General features: G+C 62.1%; 16 protein-coding genes and 1 pseudogene. 7 read left to right on the forward strand and 10 right to left on the reverse strand.

Annotated elements, in window-relative coordinates; translation table 11 throughout:
- Window positions 1-126: 126 nt before the first annotated feature.
- The 7 genes from AC1DMK_RS03425 to AC1DMK_RS03455 form a co-directional block, all read right to left on the reverse strand.
- A complete protein-coding gene (locus AC1DMK_RS03425; protein WP_477857122.1) occupies window positions 127-1437 on the reverse strand; it encodes an extensin-like domain-containing protein in 1311 nt (436 codons plus the stop codon).
- A gap of 235 nt (window positions 1438-1672) precedes the next feature.
- A complete protein-coding gene (locus tag AC1DMK_RS03430) occupies window positions 1673-2383 on the reverse strand; it encodes a TfuA-like protein (RefSeq protein WP_037061166.1) in 711 nt (236 codons plus the stop codon).
- 87 nt (window positions 2384-2470) lie between these two features.
- Window positions 2471-3883, reverse strand: a complete 1413-nt coding sequence (locus AC1DMK_RS03435) for a pyridoxal phosphate-dependent decarboxylase family protein (protein ID WP_037061165.1) — start codon at window positions 3881-3883, stop codon at window positions 2471-2473.
- 190 nt (window positions 3884-4073) lie between these two features.
- A complete protein-coding gene (locus tag AC1DMK_RS03440) occupies window positions 4074-4313 on the reverse strand; it encodes a hypothetical protein (protein ID WP_037061164.1) in 240 nt (79 codons plus the stop codon).
- Between the two features lie 182 nt (window positions 4314-4495).
- The gene (locus AC1DMK_RS03445) at window positions 4496-4654 is read right to left on the reverse strand and encodes a hypothetical protein (RefSeq protein ID WP_477857125.1); all 159 of its coding nucleotides are present in this window, start codon (window positions 4652-4654) and stop codon (window positions 4496-4498) included.
- A 131-nt stretch (window positions 4655-4785) separates the two neighbouring features.
- Window positions 4786-6447: an alpha/beta hydrolase gene (locus AC1DMK_RS03450; RefSeq protein WP_477857127.1), complete on the reverse strand. Its 1662-nt coding sequence runs from the start codon at window positions 6445-6447 to the stop codon at window positions 4786-4788.
- A gap of 321 nt (window positions 6448-6768) precedes the next feature.
- Window positions 6769-8586, reverse strand: a complete 1818-nt coding sequence (locus AC1DMK_RS03455) for a methyl-accepting chemotaxis protein (protein ID WP_477857128.1) — start codon at window positions 8584-8586, stop codon at window positions 6769-6771.
- A 438-nt stretch (window positions 8587-9024) separates the two neighbouring features.
- Between AC1DMK_RS03455 and AC1DMK_RS03460 the strand changes: the two genes are divergently transcribed.
- From AC1DMK_RS03460 to AC1DMK_RS03475, 4 genes are all read left to right on the forward strand, one after another.
- A complete protein-coding gene (locus AC1DMK_RS03460) occupies window positions 9025-9411 on the forward strand; it encodes an acyl-CoA thioesterase (RefSeq protein ID WP_037061157.1) in 387 nt (128 codons plus the stop codon).
- Window positions 9412-9415: 4 nt separating this feature from the next.
- Entirely contained in the window at window positions 9416-10003 is a 588-nt protein-coding gene (locus AC1DMK_RS03465; RefSeq protein ID WP_477857130.1) for a hypothetical protein, read from the forward strand.
- A 75-nt stretch (window positions 10004-10078) separates the two neighbouring features.
- Window positions 10079-10525, forward strand: a complete 447-nt coding sequence (locus AC1DMK_RS03470) for an SRPBCC family protein (RefSeq protein ID WP_477857132.1) — start codon at window positions 10079-10081, stop codon at window positions 10523-10525.
- On the forward strand, window positions 10515-10850 hold the full coding sequence (locus tag AC1DMK_RS03475) for an ArsR/SmtB family transcription factor (RefSeq protein WP_477857134.1): 336 nt from the start codon (window positions 10515-10517) through the stop codon (window positions 10848-10850). Before AC1DMK_RS03470 ends, AC1DMK_RS03475 begins: the two co-directional genes overlap by 11 nt.
- 154 nt (window positions 10851-11004) lie before the next feature.
- Here the strand turns inward: AC1DMK_RS03475 and AC1DMK_RS03480 are convergent.
- Both AC1DMK_RS03480 and gltS read right to left on the reverse strand, forming a co-directional pair.
- A pseudogene (locus tag AC1DMK_RS03480) lies at window positions 11005-11208 on the reverse strand (DMT family protein); the annotation flags it as partial.
- 71 nt (window positions 11209-11279) lie between these two features.
- Complete coding sequence (gene gltS, locus AC1DMK_RS03485) at window positions 11280-12485, reverse strand: sodium/glutamate symporter (RefSeq protein ID WP_037061151.1); 1206 nt, start codon at window positions 12483-12485, stop codon at window positions 11280-11282.
- A 285-nt stretch (window positions 12486-12770) separates the two neighbouring features.
- Here gltS and uvrB point away from each other — a divergent pair, with 285 nt between their 5' ends.
- The 3 genes from uvrB (at window position 12771) to AC1DMK_RS03500 (ending at window position 16754) form a co-directional block, all read left to right on the forward strand.
- Entirely contained in the window at window positions 12771-15728 is a 2958-nt protein-coding gene (gene uvrB / locus AC1DMK_RS03490) for an excinuclease ABC subunit UvrB (RefSeq protein WP_037061149.1), read from the forward strand.
- A 179-nt stretch (window positions 15729-15907) separates the two neighbouring features.
- Window positions 15908-16111 (forward strand): hypothetical protein, encoded by a 204-nt coding sequence (locus tag AC1DMK_RS03495; RefSeq protein ID WP_037061148.1) that lies wholly within the window; start codon window positions 15908-15910, stop codon window positions 16109-16111.
- A 430-nt stretch (window positions 16112-16541) separates the two neighbouring features.
- Complete coding sequence (locus AC1DMK_RS03500) at window positions 16542-16754, forward strand: cold-shock protein (protein ID WP_018900054.1); 213 nt, start codon at window positions 16542-16544, stop codon at window positions 16752-16754.
- A 375-nt stretch (window positions 16755-17129) separates the two neighbouring features.
- Here AC1DMK_RS03500 and dusA read toward each other — a convergent pair whose 3' ends face one another.
- The gene (gene dusA / locus AC1DMK_RS03505; RefSeq protein WP_477857137.1) at window positions 17130-18158 is read right to left on the reverse strand and encodes a tRNA dihydrouridine(20/20a) synthase DusA; all 1029 of its coding nucleotides are present in this window, start codon (window positions 18156-18158) and stop codon (window positions 17130-17132) included.
- Between the last annotated feature and the right edge of the window lie 119 nt (window positions 18159-18277).

The following is an 18277-nucleotide window of genomic DNA, read 5'->3' on the forward strand; positions in this document are numbered from 1 at the left end:
CTTTAGGAAAGTTTGACATCCCAATGCCTGTGAACAGAGCATTCATTTGGCTGAAAGCGCATTCAGGTGAAAAACAATTCCGAAAGCTCTTGGCCCCGTCGTCAATCGGTGACATCGAGCCGACAATCAATCGCAGTAGGCCCTGCCGCTCTGTCGCGATCTGAGGTCGAAGTGGAAATGGTTCCAGTGTTCCGGATTGCTGCCCGGGCCGAGCACGGTATTGAAATATTTGCAGCTATCGCTTCGAACCGCCTGCAGCAGCCGGCCTTCGCGGAAGGAGAAGAGCCCTTTCTTGCGCACGTCGATCGCGTGACCGCTCTTCAGCACGAACTTGCCGACATCGATCGCGTTGCCGCGCGCATGTTCCGACATCGGATTGTACTTCTGGCGGCTGTTGTTCATACGCCGGCAGCTGTAGCCGCCGAGCGGCTGGATGGTCTTGATCCCCGACCAGTAGCGGAAGCGGGCGGACGGCGCCAATTCGTTCTTCACCCACTTCGCGAAGGCAAGGGTCACCTGGCAGTTCAGCGTCACCGCCGGCCTCACGCCGATATTGCCTGACAACCCCTGCAGTGAGATCGGATAGGGCACCTGGCAGGCCGGCCCCTGCGAAATCGGCGGCTTGTCGGTATAAACGACGCCCATTCGCTTCAGCTCGCGCCGGCAAGCAAGTTCCGAGGCAGGCATGACACCCGGATCGACTTGTGCCGGCTGGCTCATCATCGGATTGCCCGGCCGCAGCATGGCGACTTCCTGCTGTTCATTTTCCTCAGGCACGCGCGACGGAGCCACGACGGCACTGCCATCGCCCCAGGCAGGAGCCTGGCTCACGGCTGCCTCGCTCGCCGGACGAGGAACGCGTGAACGGTTGAGCTGTGTCGGGGTATCCGTACCGATGCCGTCGACGACCGGCTGGTCGGATTGGCCCTCGGCAATCTGCTGCTGCTGTTCCTGAGCGAGGCCGACGACAGGTTCGGCGCCAAGTTCCGCATCCATGTTGACGCCCCCGGGGGGAACGGCAAGCGCCTGCGTTCCACCCCAGTTTTGCGGCGGCTGCCCCTGCAGGAGGCCAGCGGCACCGCGTGCCCCGGCCGAGGCTTCGTCGCTGCCCATGAGCGGAAGCTGACCGGACTGTGCAGTAGAAGCCTGCATCGTCTGCGCGGAATGCCCTGCGCCTGCGAGATTGGGTGTGTCCAGATAGTCGGCTGATTGTTCAACACCGGTCACCGGCTGGCTGACCACGGGGTAGGCCTGCTGGGCCTCGGTCGTCTGCATGCGAACCGGCGCGGCAGACCGCTTCGCCGGAGAGATCGAACCGACCCTCGTTCCGCTATCCACCTCGCCCGGCGGAATGAGCCCATCCGTCGAGCACGTCGTCAACGCAATGGAAAGCAGCACGGGCAGCACATAACGCCGCAGAATGGAAACAAACGCCATACTCTCATCGCTTCTGCAGAACGGCAGTGACCAAAAACTTCCTTCGAAATTTAGTAAAGAACGGTGAACGAATGCTTACCCGGAAGAGAGGTTGCAAACCTCAAGCTCGCAAAGCCCCAGATGTATCCAGGTGACAGCTCCCTCTTCCGCAAGCAGAAGCGACCTGGGAAGAACGCAAAGGGACTGCGTCAGCCAAGCTTGAAGGCCGAAACATGCCAAGACCCTCTTGTGCGTGTCAGGATGGCGAAAACACCGAAGTCCAGAAATCGGTCGCTTCAAACGTCCAATCGAATTCTGCAACAAACCGGCAATCCGGCATCCTCGTCACGACCTCGATCAGCATCAGAGCATCGTTTAACTTCAGGTTGATCTTGTTTTCCCGTAAGTTTGCCAGCACCCTTTGCGCGCGATCGGGACCTTGAATGGCAGAACTTACCAGGTGCCTATAAGTACGATCCTTGAAGAAAATCCGCTTTGCAGCGTACTGAAGCTGATCGTGCTCCGCGTCTGTTATGCGAGAGAGTTCCAAACACCGCGAAATCGTCGCGCGGACATTCACGAGGGGTTCGCTGAGAGGAAGAAAGTTCATCTCGGGCGGAGCATGCGCCTGGGCGACATCTGAGTCGTCTTCCAGCAAGCCGCTCGCAAAGTCGCGATAGATCTCTCCGACGCCGATCATGCCGAACGCAGCACACTCCGCCGCCCTCAGTGCCCCCATGCTCGCTGCTCCCAGAATATGAACCCCTTGAGAAAGCCCGAAGAGGATCTCCTTATGCCAAATGGCGGGGACATACTCGTAGAGCCCATCAATGAGCCCGATGACGTTGGCGCCCTCCTTGACCGCTCCATACAAATCTCCCTGCCTGGCGGGCGGGCGAAATTGGCAGTCCGCGCTTGGCAGGAAGCTCGCACCGTGGAGCGTTGGCCCGGCAAAGATCACTTTCATCCTGATCCTGGTATCCTCTTCAGGCACGCGGTCCACAGATCACTATGGCGAATAGGCACTGGGTCACCAACCATGGTCCGCCGTTCATCAAACCAAAGCGGATCGTCTCGTCGCCCTGTAAGCGGCGACGATTGCCCTTGCGCTCTTTGTTGCCTCGTCCAAATCCGTCTGGTGGTTGGTCACCGATAGGCGCATGACCTGCCGGCCGCGCCACGTCGCGCCGCCGGCAAACAGCTGGCCGTCCCGCTGCAGCGCATCGATCGTTCGCCTCGTAAGATCGTCCCCCTGCTCGGCTGGAAGATCTGCGCCGAAACGCACGATGATCTGGTTCAGGACGACCTCGTTGGCAACGACGATCCCGGGCTCTCGCGAAAGTGCGCTCGCCATATCGGCGGCGGCGGTGCAGCAGCGCTCGACCAGCGCCTCTATACCTGTGCGTCCGAGATGCCGGACCATCGCCCAGGTCGCGAAGCCGCGCGCGCGTCGCGACAGTTCCGGCACATAGTGCGAGGGATCGCGCTCGCCTTCGCTCGCGAGCGGCAGGTAGCTGGCCGCGATCGTCATGGCGCGGCGATGCGCCAGCTCGTCCTTCACGATCGCATAGCCGCAATCATAGGGCGTCTGCAGCCATTTGTGGCCGTCCGTCGCCCAACTGTCGGCAAGTTCGATACCGCGCGTCAACTGACGCCGTTTGGGCGACGCCTGTGCCCAGAGTCCGAACGCGCCATCGACGTGCACCCACGCGCCAGCGGCGCGTGCAAGCGGAACAAGCGTCGCGAAGTCGTCGCACGCGCCAGTGTTGATCTGGCCGGCCTGGAGGATAACGATAGAGGGGCCGCCCACGTTCGCAATCGCCTCCGAGAAGGCCGCGGGAAGGATCCGCCCCTGCTCGTCCGTCGCGACCCGCACGACACGATCGTGGCCGAGTCCCAGAAACTGCAATGCCGAAAAGACCGTCGTATGCGCATCGTCCCCGATCAGGACAGCGATCGCAGGCGCTCCGAACAATCCCTGGGCATCGACATCCCAGTTCACCCGCCGCAACACCTCCCCGCGGGCAGCTGCAAGGCAGGTGAAATTCGCGACAGTCGCACCGGTGACGAAACCCAGCGAACTCTCGGGCGGGAGGCCGAGGATATCGAGCAGCCAGCCGCCGGCGACCGTTTCCACAGCTGCCGCCGAAGGCGTCGCGACATGGTTGCCAGCATTCTGTCCCCATGCGCTGGTCAGGAAGTCCGCGGCCACGCCCATCGGGTGGGAGCCACCGATCACCCAACCGAAGAACCGCGGCCCCGTCATGAGATGAAGACCGGGCTCAGCCTTCATCACAAGGTCGTCAAGGACATCGACCATCGGCGTCGGCTGTGCGGGAACGTCTTGGGTGAAAGCGGCCAGCGCGGATGCGTAGTCCCGCTCCGGCCGATGAGGACGAGCGCCGACGGACGAGCGAAAGCGCGCTGCATGCCCGGCCGCGTTTGAAAACAGTTCCTCTATGCTCATCGCATCTGCCTCCCCGCGAAACCGGGCCGCTTCGCCACACGCGATGTCGGACCGCTTGAGCTTACGTCTGGAAGCAAGAATGCGCAATGCAACCCCCTGCGCCGGCTACTTGGCGAGGCGTAGGGTGACCGCAAGGAGGATTGAAGTAGCCGCACCGTGGACCAGCCCACGCGACGGCGAGGCGTGAGCGTCAGATGGCGCTGCGCAAGACGGTGCCGGCAGGGGCGTCTTTCTTGACCTGCCGTGCAGGGCCGCCGCCGGTGCCGTAGATTTCGTTCATGATCTTGGCGACCTCGACGGCATAACCCTGGGTCAATCCATGAAGTATCTGGCCGCCGAAGGTGGCGGGTTCGTCCGTCCGGTTGTCCCAGACAATCCACATGTCGAGTGGATCGCAAATGATATCGTAACGCGGATTGGAGCTATTCATTGGTTCAACGCTTTCACTACTCCACTCGCTTACGTTGCGCGCACTTAACGCACTCTTGCGGCAGCCCCTAAGTTAGTACAGGCGAATTCTTGTATTTGTCTGAATCGATCAGCACATACCGCGCCGCGTGGCATGACATGCCGCAGGCCGGTTCGACCCACGCCCCCAAAACCGCCGCCACGTTATCGGTGCGGGACGCTGCCCGTCACGATCCGGTCGGTTTTTGAAAGATCCATCTGTGGCCAGTTGGACGCCGCCTCGGTCGCAGGTCGGCTGCCGATCGCAAGAATTGTGATCAGGCCGGCCACGATGGCAGAAAGGAGCAAGCCGCTATAGGTCATTGTGCACGCCTCAAAGATGTGGTTTCCCAGCCACTGCGGCGCAAACTGATGCGTGAGCCTAAACGAAAGCCTAACAGGCATGGTTAACGCAGCGACAAATCCCGTTTGTGAACAGAATGGACGGGCTGAGATCAGTCGTGCCCTTCGATCGCCGCGGCCGTGTCGGCCAAATGCCGCTTGAGGTCGTCGATCTGCTGGGGCTCGATCGCAGGCGCGGTGACCGCGACCCAGCCGTCGATATAGTGTTGCGGCGCGTAGACGTGGCCGTAGCCCATCGGCGAGGTCGTCGCGATCATCATGTCGAACAGCAGTTGCAGCATCGTCAGCGCCGGGAACCATCGCAGGCTCGCCGTCACGTCGGGCCCCCTCGGCTTGCGCATCCAGGCCGGCTCGCGATAGAAGGAGTGAGCGTCGAAGAACGTGACGGCATCGCTCGCATATTGCAGGTAGACGATCCGGATCGGTCCCCAGGTCGCGCCGGAAATGTCGAGGCGGTTTTCCTGGTTGGTGAACCGGATGATCGAGCTGTCCCGGAATTTCGGCAGCCAGGCCGGCGACTGCGGGTCCCTACCCGCCGTGACGGCCCTCCAGGTGGCGCTCTCGAATGGCGGACCGCTCCAGAGCGCACCTTGAAAGGGATCGGCGATGACATCGAATATATCCGCCGATATCTGCGAGTTGAGCGCGCCGAGACTTAAACCATGCAGATAGAGCTTCGGACGCTTGTCGTGCGGCAATGTCGTCCAATAGCCGTACACCTCGCGGAACAGCGCCTTTGCGGATTCCGAACCGTATTCCGGCTCCACCAGCAGCGACAGCCAGCTCGACAGATAGGAATATTGCAGCGCCACGCTCGCGACATCGCCGCGATGCAGGTACTCAAGCGGATCCATCGCAGCGGAATCGACCCAGCCGGTACCCGTCGGGACGATGATAACGAGTATCGAACGGTCGAACGCTCCGTCGCGCTGCAGCTCCTGCAGGGCGAGTTTCGCCCGCGCCTCGATCGTATCGGCATTGTTCAGGCCGACATACACGCGGATGGGATCGCGGGCTTCGCCCTTCCAGAATGCGCCGATATCGGCCGCCTTCGGCCCGGAAGCGATGAAATTCCTGCCCTGCCGGCCAAGCCCGTTCCATCCGACCAGCGAAGCCGCACTGCCTGTCCTTGCAGGATCGCTCGGCCTCGGAACATTGTCCTCCAGCAGAGCGTCCACCTTCTGGAACGATGAATCGATGACATGCAACGCGCCGCGCAGAAGAACGCCCTCGACGACGGACCAGAAAAGGAGGATCGCGATCAAACCGCCGACGACGTTCGAGACGCGTCGCGGCACGAAACGCGATAACCGGTCCGACAGCCACAGAACGGTCAACCGGAACAGCCGCCCGAGAAGCACCGCGGCCAGGAAAACCACGGCTGCGACCGCTGCGAGCTTGTAGGGCTCGGCGCTATCGAGGCGTTGCATGTGCCAGAGATCGCGAATCGAATTCTGCCAGCCCGCCGCCTGCCACAGGAAAGCGACAGAGAGCACAAGACCGCAAACGACGACGGCCACCTTCACCCATACCGGCCGCGTCGTTGGTGTGGGGAGCTGCATGTATCTCCAAAGCCAGGTGAGCACGACGCCGAACAGATAGCCGACCGCCGCGCTGACCCCAGACAGCGCGCCTTGCACCAGGAACGACCGCGGCATCAGGCTTGGCGTCAAGGACGCCGCAAAGAACACAAAGCCCAAGGCCAGCCCGACGACCGAAAGGGAAGCGATGACGCTCGATAACACCCGTTTCATCCTGTTCCCTTTGTCAGTTGAGCCACCAGGCCTTTTCCGCCCTCAAGATTCAGCTCTGTCCCGGCGCCAGCCAGGCAGACACAGGGACTGAAGGCGTTGAAATCCTCGGAACGTCTGGCGCTGACCTTGGCAGATGCGAATACTCATGAAGGGCACCTCGAAAGGCCAGAGGCAACACCAGCCGGGCGCTCAAAAGCCGCATCCAAAGCCCTCATTTAAATAGCTGGCTGTCAGCTTACTATTAGAAGGCGAAAATTCAAGTGATGCTGGCATGGCGATGCGGCCGGTTGCAGACCGGCCGCAGAGATCACGCGTTCGCCCTCAGGCTGCTCGGTTGAAACGTTGACCGGCTGGCCCATCGTCCTTCAGCTTGAAATTCGACAACAGCCCGCTCAGCTGATGGCTCTCCTCGGCAAGCGTCTGGCTGGCCGCGGTCGTCTCCTCGACCATGGCGGCGTTCTGCTGCGTCATCTGGTCCATCTGGTTGACGGAAGCATTGATCTCGTTGAGGCCGGTCGCCTGCTCGCCGGCGGCGGTTGCGATCGAGCTGACGCGGCTGTTGACGCGGTTGACCAGTTCCTCGATTTCCACCAGCGCGTCGCCGGTCGAGCGAACGAGCTTGACGCCGTTGCCGACCTCGCTGGCCGAACTGCTGATCAGCGCCTTGATCTCCTTGGCGGCATTGGCAGATCGTTGTGCCAGTTCGCGCACCTCCTGCGCCACGACAGCAAAGCCGCGACCCGCTTCGCCGGCACGCGCCGCCTCCACGCCGGCGTTGAGCGCCAGCAGGTTCGTCTGGAAGGCGATCTCGTCGATCACGCCGATGATCTGGCTGATGCGATTGGAAGAATCCTCGATCCGGTTCATGGCGGCGACGGCGTTGCGGACGATCTCTCCCGATTTGCCGGCGCTCGCCTTGGTTTCGGACACCATCTCGCGGGCCTCGCCGGCGCGTTCGGATGCCGTCTTCACGGTCGCGGTGATCTCGTCGAGGGCTGCAGCGGTTTCTTCGAGAGCGGCTGCCTGCTGCTCGGTCCGCTTCGATAGGTTGCTGGTCGCCTCGCTGATGTCGCCGGCACTGTTGTTGACGATCCGGGTCGATTCCGCGATCGCCTGAATGACGCCGTTCAGCGCTTCGACCGCCGTGTTGAAATCGGAGCGAAGCTTGGAGTAGTCATCACCGATATCGTCGATCGCAACCGTCAGGTCGCCGGCGGCAAGCCGTTCCAGGCCCGTGCCGAGCGCCTGGATCGCGACGTTCTGGCGGTCGGCAGCCGAACGCCAGCTTGCCTCGTTGCCGCGCCGCTCGTCCTCGATCTGCAGCTGCTGCCGGCTCTCGCGATCCCGCATGGCGATGCGGTCGCGAACCGAATCGCGCAACACAAGAAGTGACTTCGCCATCGCACCGATCTCGTCACGGCGGTCATGATCGACGATGTCGACCGTATCCCTCTCGTCGGCAATGGCGGTCATCGCCGTCTTCAGTCGCGCGATCGGCGCAGTGACGCTGCGCACGATCGCGAAGGCGACGGACAGGATGACGACCGCGCCGACGAGGCAGGCCAGGGCCGCCCAGAGCGCGTTCTGCCAGTAGAGCGCTGCGAGATCGTCGGCATAGACGCCGGTGCCGACGACCCAGCCCCAGGGGTCGAAGCCGACGACATGCGAATATTTCAGCACCGGCTCGGCTGCACCCGGCTTCGGCCAGTAATAATCGACGAAGCCCTGCCCGCTTTTCTTCACCGTATTGGCAAATTCGACGAAGATGAGCTTGCCGTTCGGGTCCTTGTTCTGCGACAGATCCGCGCCGTTCAGCTCCGGCTTGATCGGATGCATGATCATCGTCGGATGCATGTCGTTGATCCAGAAATACCCGCTGCCGCCGTAGCGCATCGCTGAAATCACGTCTTTTGCCGCCGTCTGCGCCTGCTCGCGCGTCATCGCCCCGGACTGCTCCAGCTTGTAATATTTCTGGAAGATCGCGATCGCGGTGGCGTCCATCTGCGCCAAACCGCTCTTCCGCTCGCTCTCGAGCTTGGAATGCGAATAGTTGAGGAAGAAGCCTATCGTCAGAACGAGGATGGCGAGCGCCATGCCCACGAGAGTGTAGAGGCGGGTAGAAATCTTCACGTTACGCATGGAGCCCCAGAAGTTCAGAATTTGATAATAGTCGAATATTGCTATGTGCTTATTACCGGACCGTGAACCTCAATTAGGGGAGCCTCACATAACGTTGCGTCAGAAAATTCGCTCCGGCCCCTTAAGATATTGGTGCAATTACCTATTATGACCAAGGACATTCCAGCCGGGTAATTTCGAATAGGACTATAGTTGCAGTTCTCGTCGAAGATCTGCGCTCCGTTTTGCCAACGGATCGGTAGCTTTTGCAGACACAACGAGCCTTGATGTCAAAGCGCCGAATAGCAGCGCMTTCAGCTGTGCCCCGTGATAAACAAACTTGAATCACGCTGCGGTCGACCCGTCTTCACTTTGTCACCATGCCCAATTTCGGTTTGAAGGCTTATGCGCTAGGTTCCGTGAGAATCGCCTTATGCACCGCTGGAAACAGGAGCCTCTATGACCGAAGACGCCAAGCCGAAGGGAACGTTGACACTCCGGACCGTGGCGATGCCCGCCGATGCCAATCCGGCCGGCGATATCTTCGGCGGCTGGGTCATGGCCCAGATGGACCTTGCCTCCGGCATCTCCGCAGCCGAGCGCGCCAAGGGGCGCGTGGTCACGGCTGCCGTCAAGGAAATGGCCTTCGCGCTTCCGGTCAAGATCGGCGACACGCTGTCCGTCTACACCGACGTCGAACGCGTCGGGCGAACCTCGATGACCCTCTGTGTGGAAGCCTGGGCGACACGCTTCCGGTACAGCAAGATGGAAAGGGTCACTGCCGGCACGTTTATCATGGTCGCGCTCGACGAGAACGGGCAGCCGATGCCGGTGCCTGCGGAGTAGGACCATGGACCCGGTCGCCTCGCCGGAGGTCTTCCTCCACCTCAAGGTCGTGATGGGGATGGTGATTTCGCTCAGCCTGGCGCGCCTGCTCACGGGCATTGCCGGCATCGTGCAGCATCCGGCCAAGGGCAAGATCTATCCCGTGCATCTCGGCTGGGCGTTGTCGATGTTCCTGTTCATCGTCCACATCTGGTGGTGGGAATATCGAGTGCAGGCGATCCCCGTCCTGCATTTCGGCGTCTACCTCTTCCTGGTCTGCTTCTGCAGTCTGTTTTTCCTTCTTTGTTCCCTGCTTTTTCCCGCATCGCTCGACGATTACGGAGGCTACGAGGAATATTTCATCTCCCGCCGCCGCTGGTTTTTCGGCACGCTTGGCCTCACCTATGCGATCGATATCGCCGACACGGCCATCAAGGGGCGGGACCACATCCTGTCTTTGGGCTGGGAATACCCTGCCCGCAACCTCGTCTACATCGTTTTCTGCATCGCCGCCGCCTGGACGGCCAGCCGCCGCTTCCACGCGATCTTCGTTTCCCTGAACCTCATCTATCAGATCAGCTTCATCTTCCGCCTGTACGACGTGCTGGGCTGAATTTTAAAAGGCAACTTTTAGGTTGCCAATTACGGCACGCCGTGCGATACAAAAGGCAACCAGGAGGTTGCCAATATGTCCGATCGCATCGAGACGACAATTGAACTGAACGCCCCGATCGACCGGGTCTGGAAGGCAATTGCCGACCACCGCGAATTTGGTGAATGGTTCCGCGTAACCCTGGACGGACCTTTCGTCCCCGGCGAGGTGTCGTCAGGCCATATCACCTACCCAGGCTTCGAACACGTCCGCTGGCACGCGACCGTCAAGCGCATGGACAAGCCCGACCTTTTCTCCTTCACCTGGAAGCCCTACGCCGTCGATCCCGATGTCGATTACTCCAAAGAGACGCCGACACTCGTCGAGTTTCGGCTGGAACCGACCCCCTCCGGCACCCGCCTGACGGTGACCGAATCCGGCTTTGACACCGTCCCGGCACATCGCCGCGCCGAAGCCTTCCGCATGAACGAAGGCGGTTGGGCCGAACAGGTGAAAAACATCAAGGCTTATGTTGAACGCTGATTTCGCCGACCGCAGTGAAACTCCCGCGACGCTGTTTGCGGCGCTTGGCGACCCGACACGCCTGTCTTTCCTGACGACCCTCAGCGATGGGCGCGAACGCTCGATCGCCAGCCTGTCCGACGGCACCGGGCTGACGCGCCAGGCGGTCACCAAGCACTTGCACGTCCTCCAGCAGGCGGGGTTTGTTCACAGCACCAAGGTCGGACGCGAAAGCCACTATGCCTTCCGCCCCGAGCAGATCGTCACCATGCGCGCCTATCTCGACGCCGTTTCCCGGCAATGGGACGACGCGCTTGGCCGGCTTCAGTCCTTCGTGGAGCGATGACCCTTCGCCCGCGCGGAGTGACCCAGCGTGGCCGCGTAACCTTGCGTCGGATCGCGCCGTCGGCCGCGCCAACCATCGATCTTCGCAGCGACGATATTCCTCCCCAAGCTTGCCTTATCCTGCCCCCGCCTGCCGGCGACAGGATAAGGCGCGTTCAGCCGCGAAAGATGAAGGAGGCGCCGACTGCGATCAGGGCAAAGCCGATCGCATGGTTCCACGTCAGGCTCTCGCCGAGCCAGAAGACAGAAAACCCGGAAAAGACGAGCAGCGTGATCACTACCTGCATCGTCTTCAGCTACGCGGTCGCATAGACCTGCGAGCCGATGCGGTTCGCGGGCACCGCCAGGCAATATTCGAAGACAAACGTCGACAGGCGTCGCACCGTTGACGGGCTGGCGAGAAAGCACCAGGCTCGGACGCCGACCTATGTCACCGCACAAGGAAGCCAAGTGCCGCGGCGTTGGCAAGATCGATGAAGAACGCGGACACAAGCGGCAGAATGATGAACGCGATGGTGGCTGCGCCGTGGATTTTGGTAACCGCCGTCATGTTGGCGATCGCCGTCGGAGTTGCCCCCAGCGCGACCCCGCAGAAGCCGGCGGAAATGACCGCGGCGTCGTAGTTGCGCCCCATCGCCGGGAACACCACGAACAGAATGTAGACGATCGCGACGACGGTCTGAACGCCCAGCACGATCATCAGCGCCAGACCGAGGCCGCTGAGCGCCCACAACTGCATGCTCATCAATGACATGGCAAGGAATATGTTCAACGACAGATCGGAGATCAACGACAGGGCGCGGCTGCGCGTCGGCCAGGGAAATCTTGGCGCCAGGAAGGGAACGGTATTCGTCAGAACAATGGCGACCAGCAGGCAAACGACGAAAAGCGGAAGATTGACGCCGGTCTCCAGGATGATCTCGTGCAGGGCGTATCCCACCAGGATGGCGACATTGGTCACCAACAGCGTTCGCAACAGGCTGACATAGCTGACGTCGTCGTGGTGACTGCTGACGGATGCCTGCGACACCCCGATCGTCAGCTCTTCGTCTGCGGGACCGTTCAGGCGGTTGCGGCTGATCAGGTACTGTGCGATCGGCCCGCCAACGAGACTGGCGATGACGAGGCCGAGCGTCGCGCTGGCAATGCCGATCTCCAGGGCGTTGCTCAGGCCGAAGCGACTGGTCACGAGGGGAGCCCAGGCGATGGTCGTGCCGTGACCGCCGATCAGAGACGTCGAGCCGAGCAGAATGGCCACCCCGTCAGGAAGGCCGAGCATCGAGCTGGTTCCGAAGGCGACGAGGTTCTGGATAACCAGGAAGACGAGCGTCAGCCCCAACAGGATGAGAAATGGCTTGCCGCCGGCGATCAGATCGGCGAACCGTGCGTTGAGGCCGACGCCGGTGAAGAAATACAGGAGCAGCATGTCGCGCGCAGCCAGCGCGAAGCTGATCTCGACGTCGAAGAACTCATAGGCGATCAGCGTCGCCAGCGCCGCCAGGAGCCCGCCCGTCACCGCCTCCGGAATGCTCCAGCGGGTCAGGATCGGAATGAAACGATTGAGATTTGCGCCGGCGAAGAACACGAGAATTGCGATGGTGAAAGACAATAAGCCTGGAACCTGTATAGCCGACATATGCCACCCTCTCCAAAGCCGTACCATCTTCGTCGCGACGGTTGCGGGTCCTCAATCTGGCACGCGGCGGGCGATCAGGCCAGTGGAAATCAGGCTCGGCAGCTTTTGGCGGATGGCACTGGCAAATCGCCTTGCGGCGACGGCAGACAACGTCCCTCCGGCCGATCCTGAAAAATCGGGAACAAAACGCTCCGCTTCTCGGGAGCAACCGCACCCGGAGAATCCGTTTCCCTTTTGTACTCTTTGCCTCTTCCATTTCGGCGGGACTCTCTCCATATTCCGGCGATGGCCAAATCTCCGGAAAAATCCCCCGCCCCCGATGGCTTCGAGGAAGCCCCGCAGTCGTCCTTCGAAGACGCGCCGCTCGGCGGCTCCGTTGCCGACTGGGTGAAGCAGCTCGAGGCCGACGCCGAGGCCTCGGGCGTCGAGACGCAGCGCCAGATTGCCTCGAAGGCCGGCAAGCATCGCAAGAAGGTGGAAATCGCTGCGTCGAAATCGGCAAGAGGCACCTCGATGGGCGGCTCGACCGACCCGAAGACCCGTGCGGCCGCCGGCCTCAACCCCGTTTCCGGCATGGACACAACGCTGGAGGAAGCGGCGGAGCTGAAGGCCGGCACGGCCGTCACGGCCACGGTGGAAGCCCTGTCTGCGCTGATCGAGAGCGGCAATCCGCTGTTCAAGGACGGCAAGATGTGGACGCCGCATCGCCCGGCTCGGCCGCCGAAGTCCGAAGGCGGCATCAAGATCCGCATGGTCTCGGACTACGAACCGGCAGGCGACCAGCCGACGGCGATCAAGGACCTCGTGGAAGGCCTCGACAATGGCGACCGCAGCCAGGTCCTTCTCGGCGTCACCGGCTCGGGCAAGACCTTCACCATGGCCAAGGTGATCGAGGCGACGCAACGCCCGGCTGTCATCCTTGCGCCGAACAAGACGCTCGCCGCCCAGCTCTATTCCGAGTTCAAGAACTTCTTCCCCGACAACGCGGTCGAGTACTTCGTCTCCTACTACGACTACTATCAGCCGGAAGCCTATGTTCCGCGCTCTGATACCTTCATCGAGAAGGAGAGCTCGATCAACGAACAGATCGACCGCATGCGCCACTCAGCCACCCGTTCGCTGCTGGAGCGCGACGACTGCATCATCGTCGCCTCGGTTTCCTGCATCTACGGTATCGGCTCGGTCGAGACCTACACCGCCATGACCTTCCAGATGACGGTCGGCGACCGGCTGGATCAACGTCAGCTCTTGGCCGACCTCGTCGCCCAGCAATACAAGCGTCGCGACATGGATTTCACCCGCGGCAGTTTCCGTGTCAGAGGCGACACGATCGAACTCTTCCCCGCCCACCTGGAGGATGCCGCCTGGCGCATCTCCATGTTCGGCGACGAGATCGACTCCATCACCGAATTCGACCCGCTGACCGGCCAGAAGACCGGTGACCTGAAATCGGTGAAGATCTACGCCAACTCGCACTATGTCACCCCGCGCCCGACGCTGAACGGCGCCATCAAGTCGATCAAGGAAGAGCTGCGCCTGCGCCTCGCCGAGCTCGAAAAGGCCGGCCGCCTGCTGGAAGCCCAGCGCCTGGAACAGCGCACCCGCTACGACATCGAAATGCTCGAGGCGACCGGCTCCTGCGCCGGCATCGAGAACTACTCGCGCTACCTCACCGGCCGCACCCCCGGCGAACCGCCGCCGACGCTGTTCGAATACATCCCCGACAACGCCCTGCTGTTCATCGACGAGAGCCACGTCACCGTGCCGCAGATCGGCGGCATGTACCGCGGCGACTTCCGCCGCAAGGCGACGCTGGCCGAATACGGCTTTCGCCTGCCGTCCTGCATGGACAACCGCCCGTTGCGCTTCGAAGAATGGGACGCGATGCGCCCGGATACCGTCGCCGTCTCCGCCACCCCCGGCGGCTGGGAGATGGAAGAGTCCGGCGGCGTCTTCGCCGAACAGGTCATCCGCCCGACCGGCCTGATCGACCCGCCGGTGGAGGTCCGCTCTGCCCGCAGCCAGGTCGACGACGTGCTCGGCGAAATCCGCGAGACCGCGGCCAAGGGCTACCGCACGCTCTGCACCGTGCTCACCAAGCGCATGGCCGAAGACCTCACCGAATACCTGCATGAGCAGGGCGTCCGTGTCCGCTACATGCACTCCGACATCGACACGCTGGAACGCATCGAGATCATCCGCGATCTCCGCCTCGGGGCCTTCGACGTGCTTGTCGGCATCAACCTCCTGCGCGAAGGCCTCGACATCCCCGAATGCGGCTTCGTCGCCATCCTCGATGCCGACAAGGAAGGCTTCCTGCGTTCCGAGACCTCGCTGGTCCAGACCATCGGCCGCGCAGCAAGAAACGTCGACGGCAAGGTCATCCTCTATGCCGACAACATCACCGGCTCGATGACACGCGCGATGGAGGAAACCAGCCGCCGCCGCGAAAAGCAGGTGGCCTACAACGCCGAACACGGCATCACCCCGGAATCGGTGAAGGCCAAGATCTCCGATATCCTCGACAGCGTCTACGAACGCGACCACGTCCGCGCCGACATATCGGGCGCCTCCGGCAAGGGCTTCGCGGACGGTGGTAACCTCGTCGGCGGCAACCTGCAGACCCACCTCAACGCGCTGGAAAAGCAGATGCGCGACGCCGCCGCCGACCTCGACTTCGAAAAGGCCGCCCGCCTGCGCGACGAAATCAAGCGCCTCAAGGCCGCCGAACTCGCCGTCATGGACGACCCGATGGCGCGGGAAGAAGCGAAGTCCATGGAAGCCGGCCGCAAGGATGCTTCGAGGCTCCGGTCTACGACGTCAGCACCTCAGCATGAGCGTGGAGCGAAAGGCAGCCACGAGTCCCTTCCCCCAAGCGGGGAGAAGGTGCCCGGCAGGGCGGATGAGGGGGCCACGAACTCAACCTCCCTCTTCGCCAAACCCAGCTTCGACGAAATGGGCCGCGACATCGCCGACCCCGCGAAACAGACCCTCTTCCGCCGCAACGACCTCGACGAAATGACCGTCGGCCGCACCGAAAAGCCGGTCGCCGGCAACTTACCCGACAAGCCTGAAGCCGCCAAGAGCACGAAACGCTTCTCGCCGCTGCTGGAAAGCCAGCCGGAGCGCGACGATCCGCGCCCGCTGGTGCGCGGCAAGACGGGCGTCGGGAGCTACGAGGATCCGGGCGACGTGAAGCGGCAGAAGCGGACGAAGGGCAAAACCGGGCGGCCGGGACGGTGATATGAGCGCGTTGGAAATTCGGACTTGCATGGACGCAAGACCGAAATTCTCCGTCGATCCACTCGTCGACGCGCAGCGCCTGATCGGAAATCACATTGTCGATCACGATGGGCGGCCCGTTAAACTTGCATCAACCCCTGCATGGCATATCTGCACCCGCAGCACGGAAGGAGACATGCATGGCACTTATAGGCTTCAAGAACACCCACAATCACACGATTTATGTCAATCCGGCGCAGGTCCTCTACGTCTCGACCTTCGAAGAAGATGTCACCATCATCGCCTATGCCGTCGCCGATGCCGGTGGCAAGCCCGTCGTCTCCCATGTCCGCGGTAGCGCGGAACTTGTGCAGCACAGGCTAGGCGGAGCCGCTGCCCGCTAGGCCGCCGCCGCCGCGCGGATGGATGCGGGGGCCAGGCGTCGCGAAACAGTGCCGTTCCGGCACGGTTTCCCAAAAGGAAACAGCAGCCGCTGTGAATGCTTACTATTCGTCAAGTCTTTGAATCTTTGGCTATTCCCGGGTTGTCACATCCGGTGCGAGAATATTCTCGCTTGCATTTTGCTTCGAATACTGGCACCAATCGAAGTACTCGGGCATTTGCATGCCGGTGACTGGACTGATGTGGTAAAGCCTTCCGGCAGGGGGGTGGCGTGGGGGACCTCACGTGCGTAGACGTTCTTTCCCCGTTCGTGAACTACTCGACTGACCCTTCGCGCGCTGAATTTGATGAGGGGGCGCGAAAGTGAAAGCCGTCCATTTCCTTTCGGGGGGGTGGATACCAGACAGACTACAGGGAAAAGGACCTATCCCAATGGCCACCAAAGGCGTCGTAAAATTCTTCAACCAGGACAAGGGTTTTGGTTTCATCACTCCGGACGGCGGTGCAAAGGACGTTTTCGTTCACATCTCCGCTCTTCAGGCTTCCGGCATCCAGTCGCTCCGCGAAGGCCAGCAGGTTACCTTCGACACCGAGCCGGATCGCATGGGCAAGGGCCCGAAGGCAGTCAACATCTCGGCGAACTAATTCCATTTCTGCTTCGGCAGGAATGACAACGGCGCTCCGCAAGGGGCGTCGTTTTCGTTTGCGCGACCAACACACTCGTCATGATCGCCAGCATATTCGACGCCCCGAATTTCCCCACCTCCTCCGATGGTGCGATACTGGCCGCGAGGGCCCCAAACGCTCCCTCGTTCCTGTGCTCGTCACAGGAACCCAATGCGCCCAGGTCCTTGGGCGCGGATGAAGGAGAGATGGCATGAACACGCCCCGGACAACAGCCCTTCGCGCCGAGGCGCGCTAGAAGCTTTCTGTGATGAGCAAAGGAATGCGGGAGCAACGAGCACGCGCGGCAGCGCTCGATGCTCCCGCAAAATGCAGCCGCGCCGGATAAGCCGTTCCCTATGCGCTGACCGCTTCCCGAGCGCCGTCGAAATCCACCGCTGCAAAGGCGGCTGCGATCACCTCGGGCCCCGCTCCCGGTTTCACCGCATCGGTCGAGAGGATCTGCCGGTAGCGCCGCGCGCCCGGCAGACCGGTGAACAGGCCGACCATGTGCCGCGCCACCTGCTGCAGCCGGCCGCCGCTTGCGATATGCCGCTCGGCATAGGCCATCATCCGATCGCGCAGGCCGTGCCAGTCCGTCTCGCCGGCAGGCGCGCCGAAGAAGCGCCGGTCGATATCGGCAAGCACGGCTGCGTTCTGGTAAGCCGCGCGCCCAAGCATGACGCCGTCGACATGCAAGAGATGCTCCGCTGCTGCATCCAGCGTCTGGATGCCGCCGTTGATGCCGACGAAGACGCCGGGCCGCGCCTGTTTCATGCGGTAGACGATGTCATAATCGAGCGGCGGGATCTCGCGGTTTTCCTTGGGCGACAGACCCTTCAGCCAGGCCTTGCGGGCATGGATCCACACCGCGTCGGCGCCGGCGTCGAGCACCCGGTCGAGCAGGTCGGGCAAGGCGATCTCCGGATCCTGCTCGTCGACGCCGATCCGGCACTTCACCGTGACAGGCACGTTGCAGACCGCCTTCATCGCCGCGATGCACGTCGCCACCGTCTGCGGCGTCAGCATCAGGCAGGCACCGAAGGTTCCGGACTGCACCCGGTCGGAGGGACAGCCGACATTGAGGTTGATCTCGTCGTAGCCGTAGGGCGCGGCGATCTCCACCGCCCTCGCGAGCTTTTCCGGATCCGAGCCGCCGAGCTGCAGCGCGACCGGATGCTCCGCCGCGTCGAACGACAGCAGCCGCTCGCGCGGCCCGTGAATGATCGCGTCCGCCACCACCATCTCGGTGTAGAGCAGCGCGTGTCGGCTGATCTGCCGGTGGAAATAGCGGCAATGGCGATCCGTCCAGTCGATCATCGGTGCGACGGCGAGGATCGGCTGGCCGGTTTGCGGGGCCTCGGCATAGAAATGAGATGTCGTCATGTCCGCGCTCATAGCGCAAAGCTTCGAAAAACACCAGTTTTCCCCGCGCGGGGCAGCAATGCTGGTATTGCTGGGCGGGCGGCGACGAACAGGATGCCGACTAGCGACACGCGCCGCTT

The sequence above is a fragment of the Rhizobium sp. 05L419 genome (assembly GCF_056397845.1).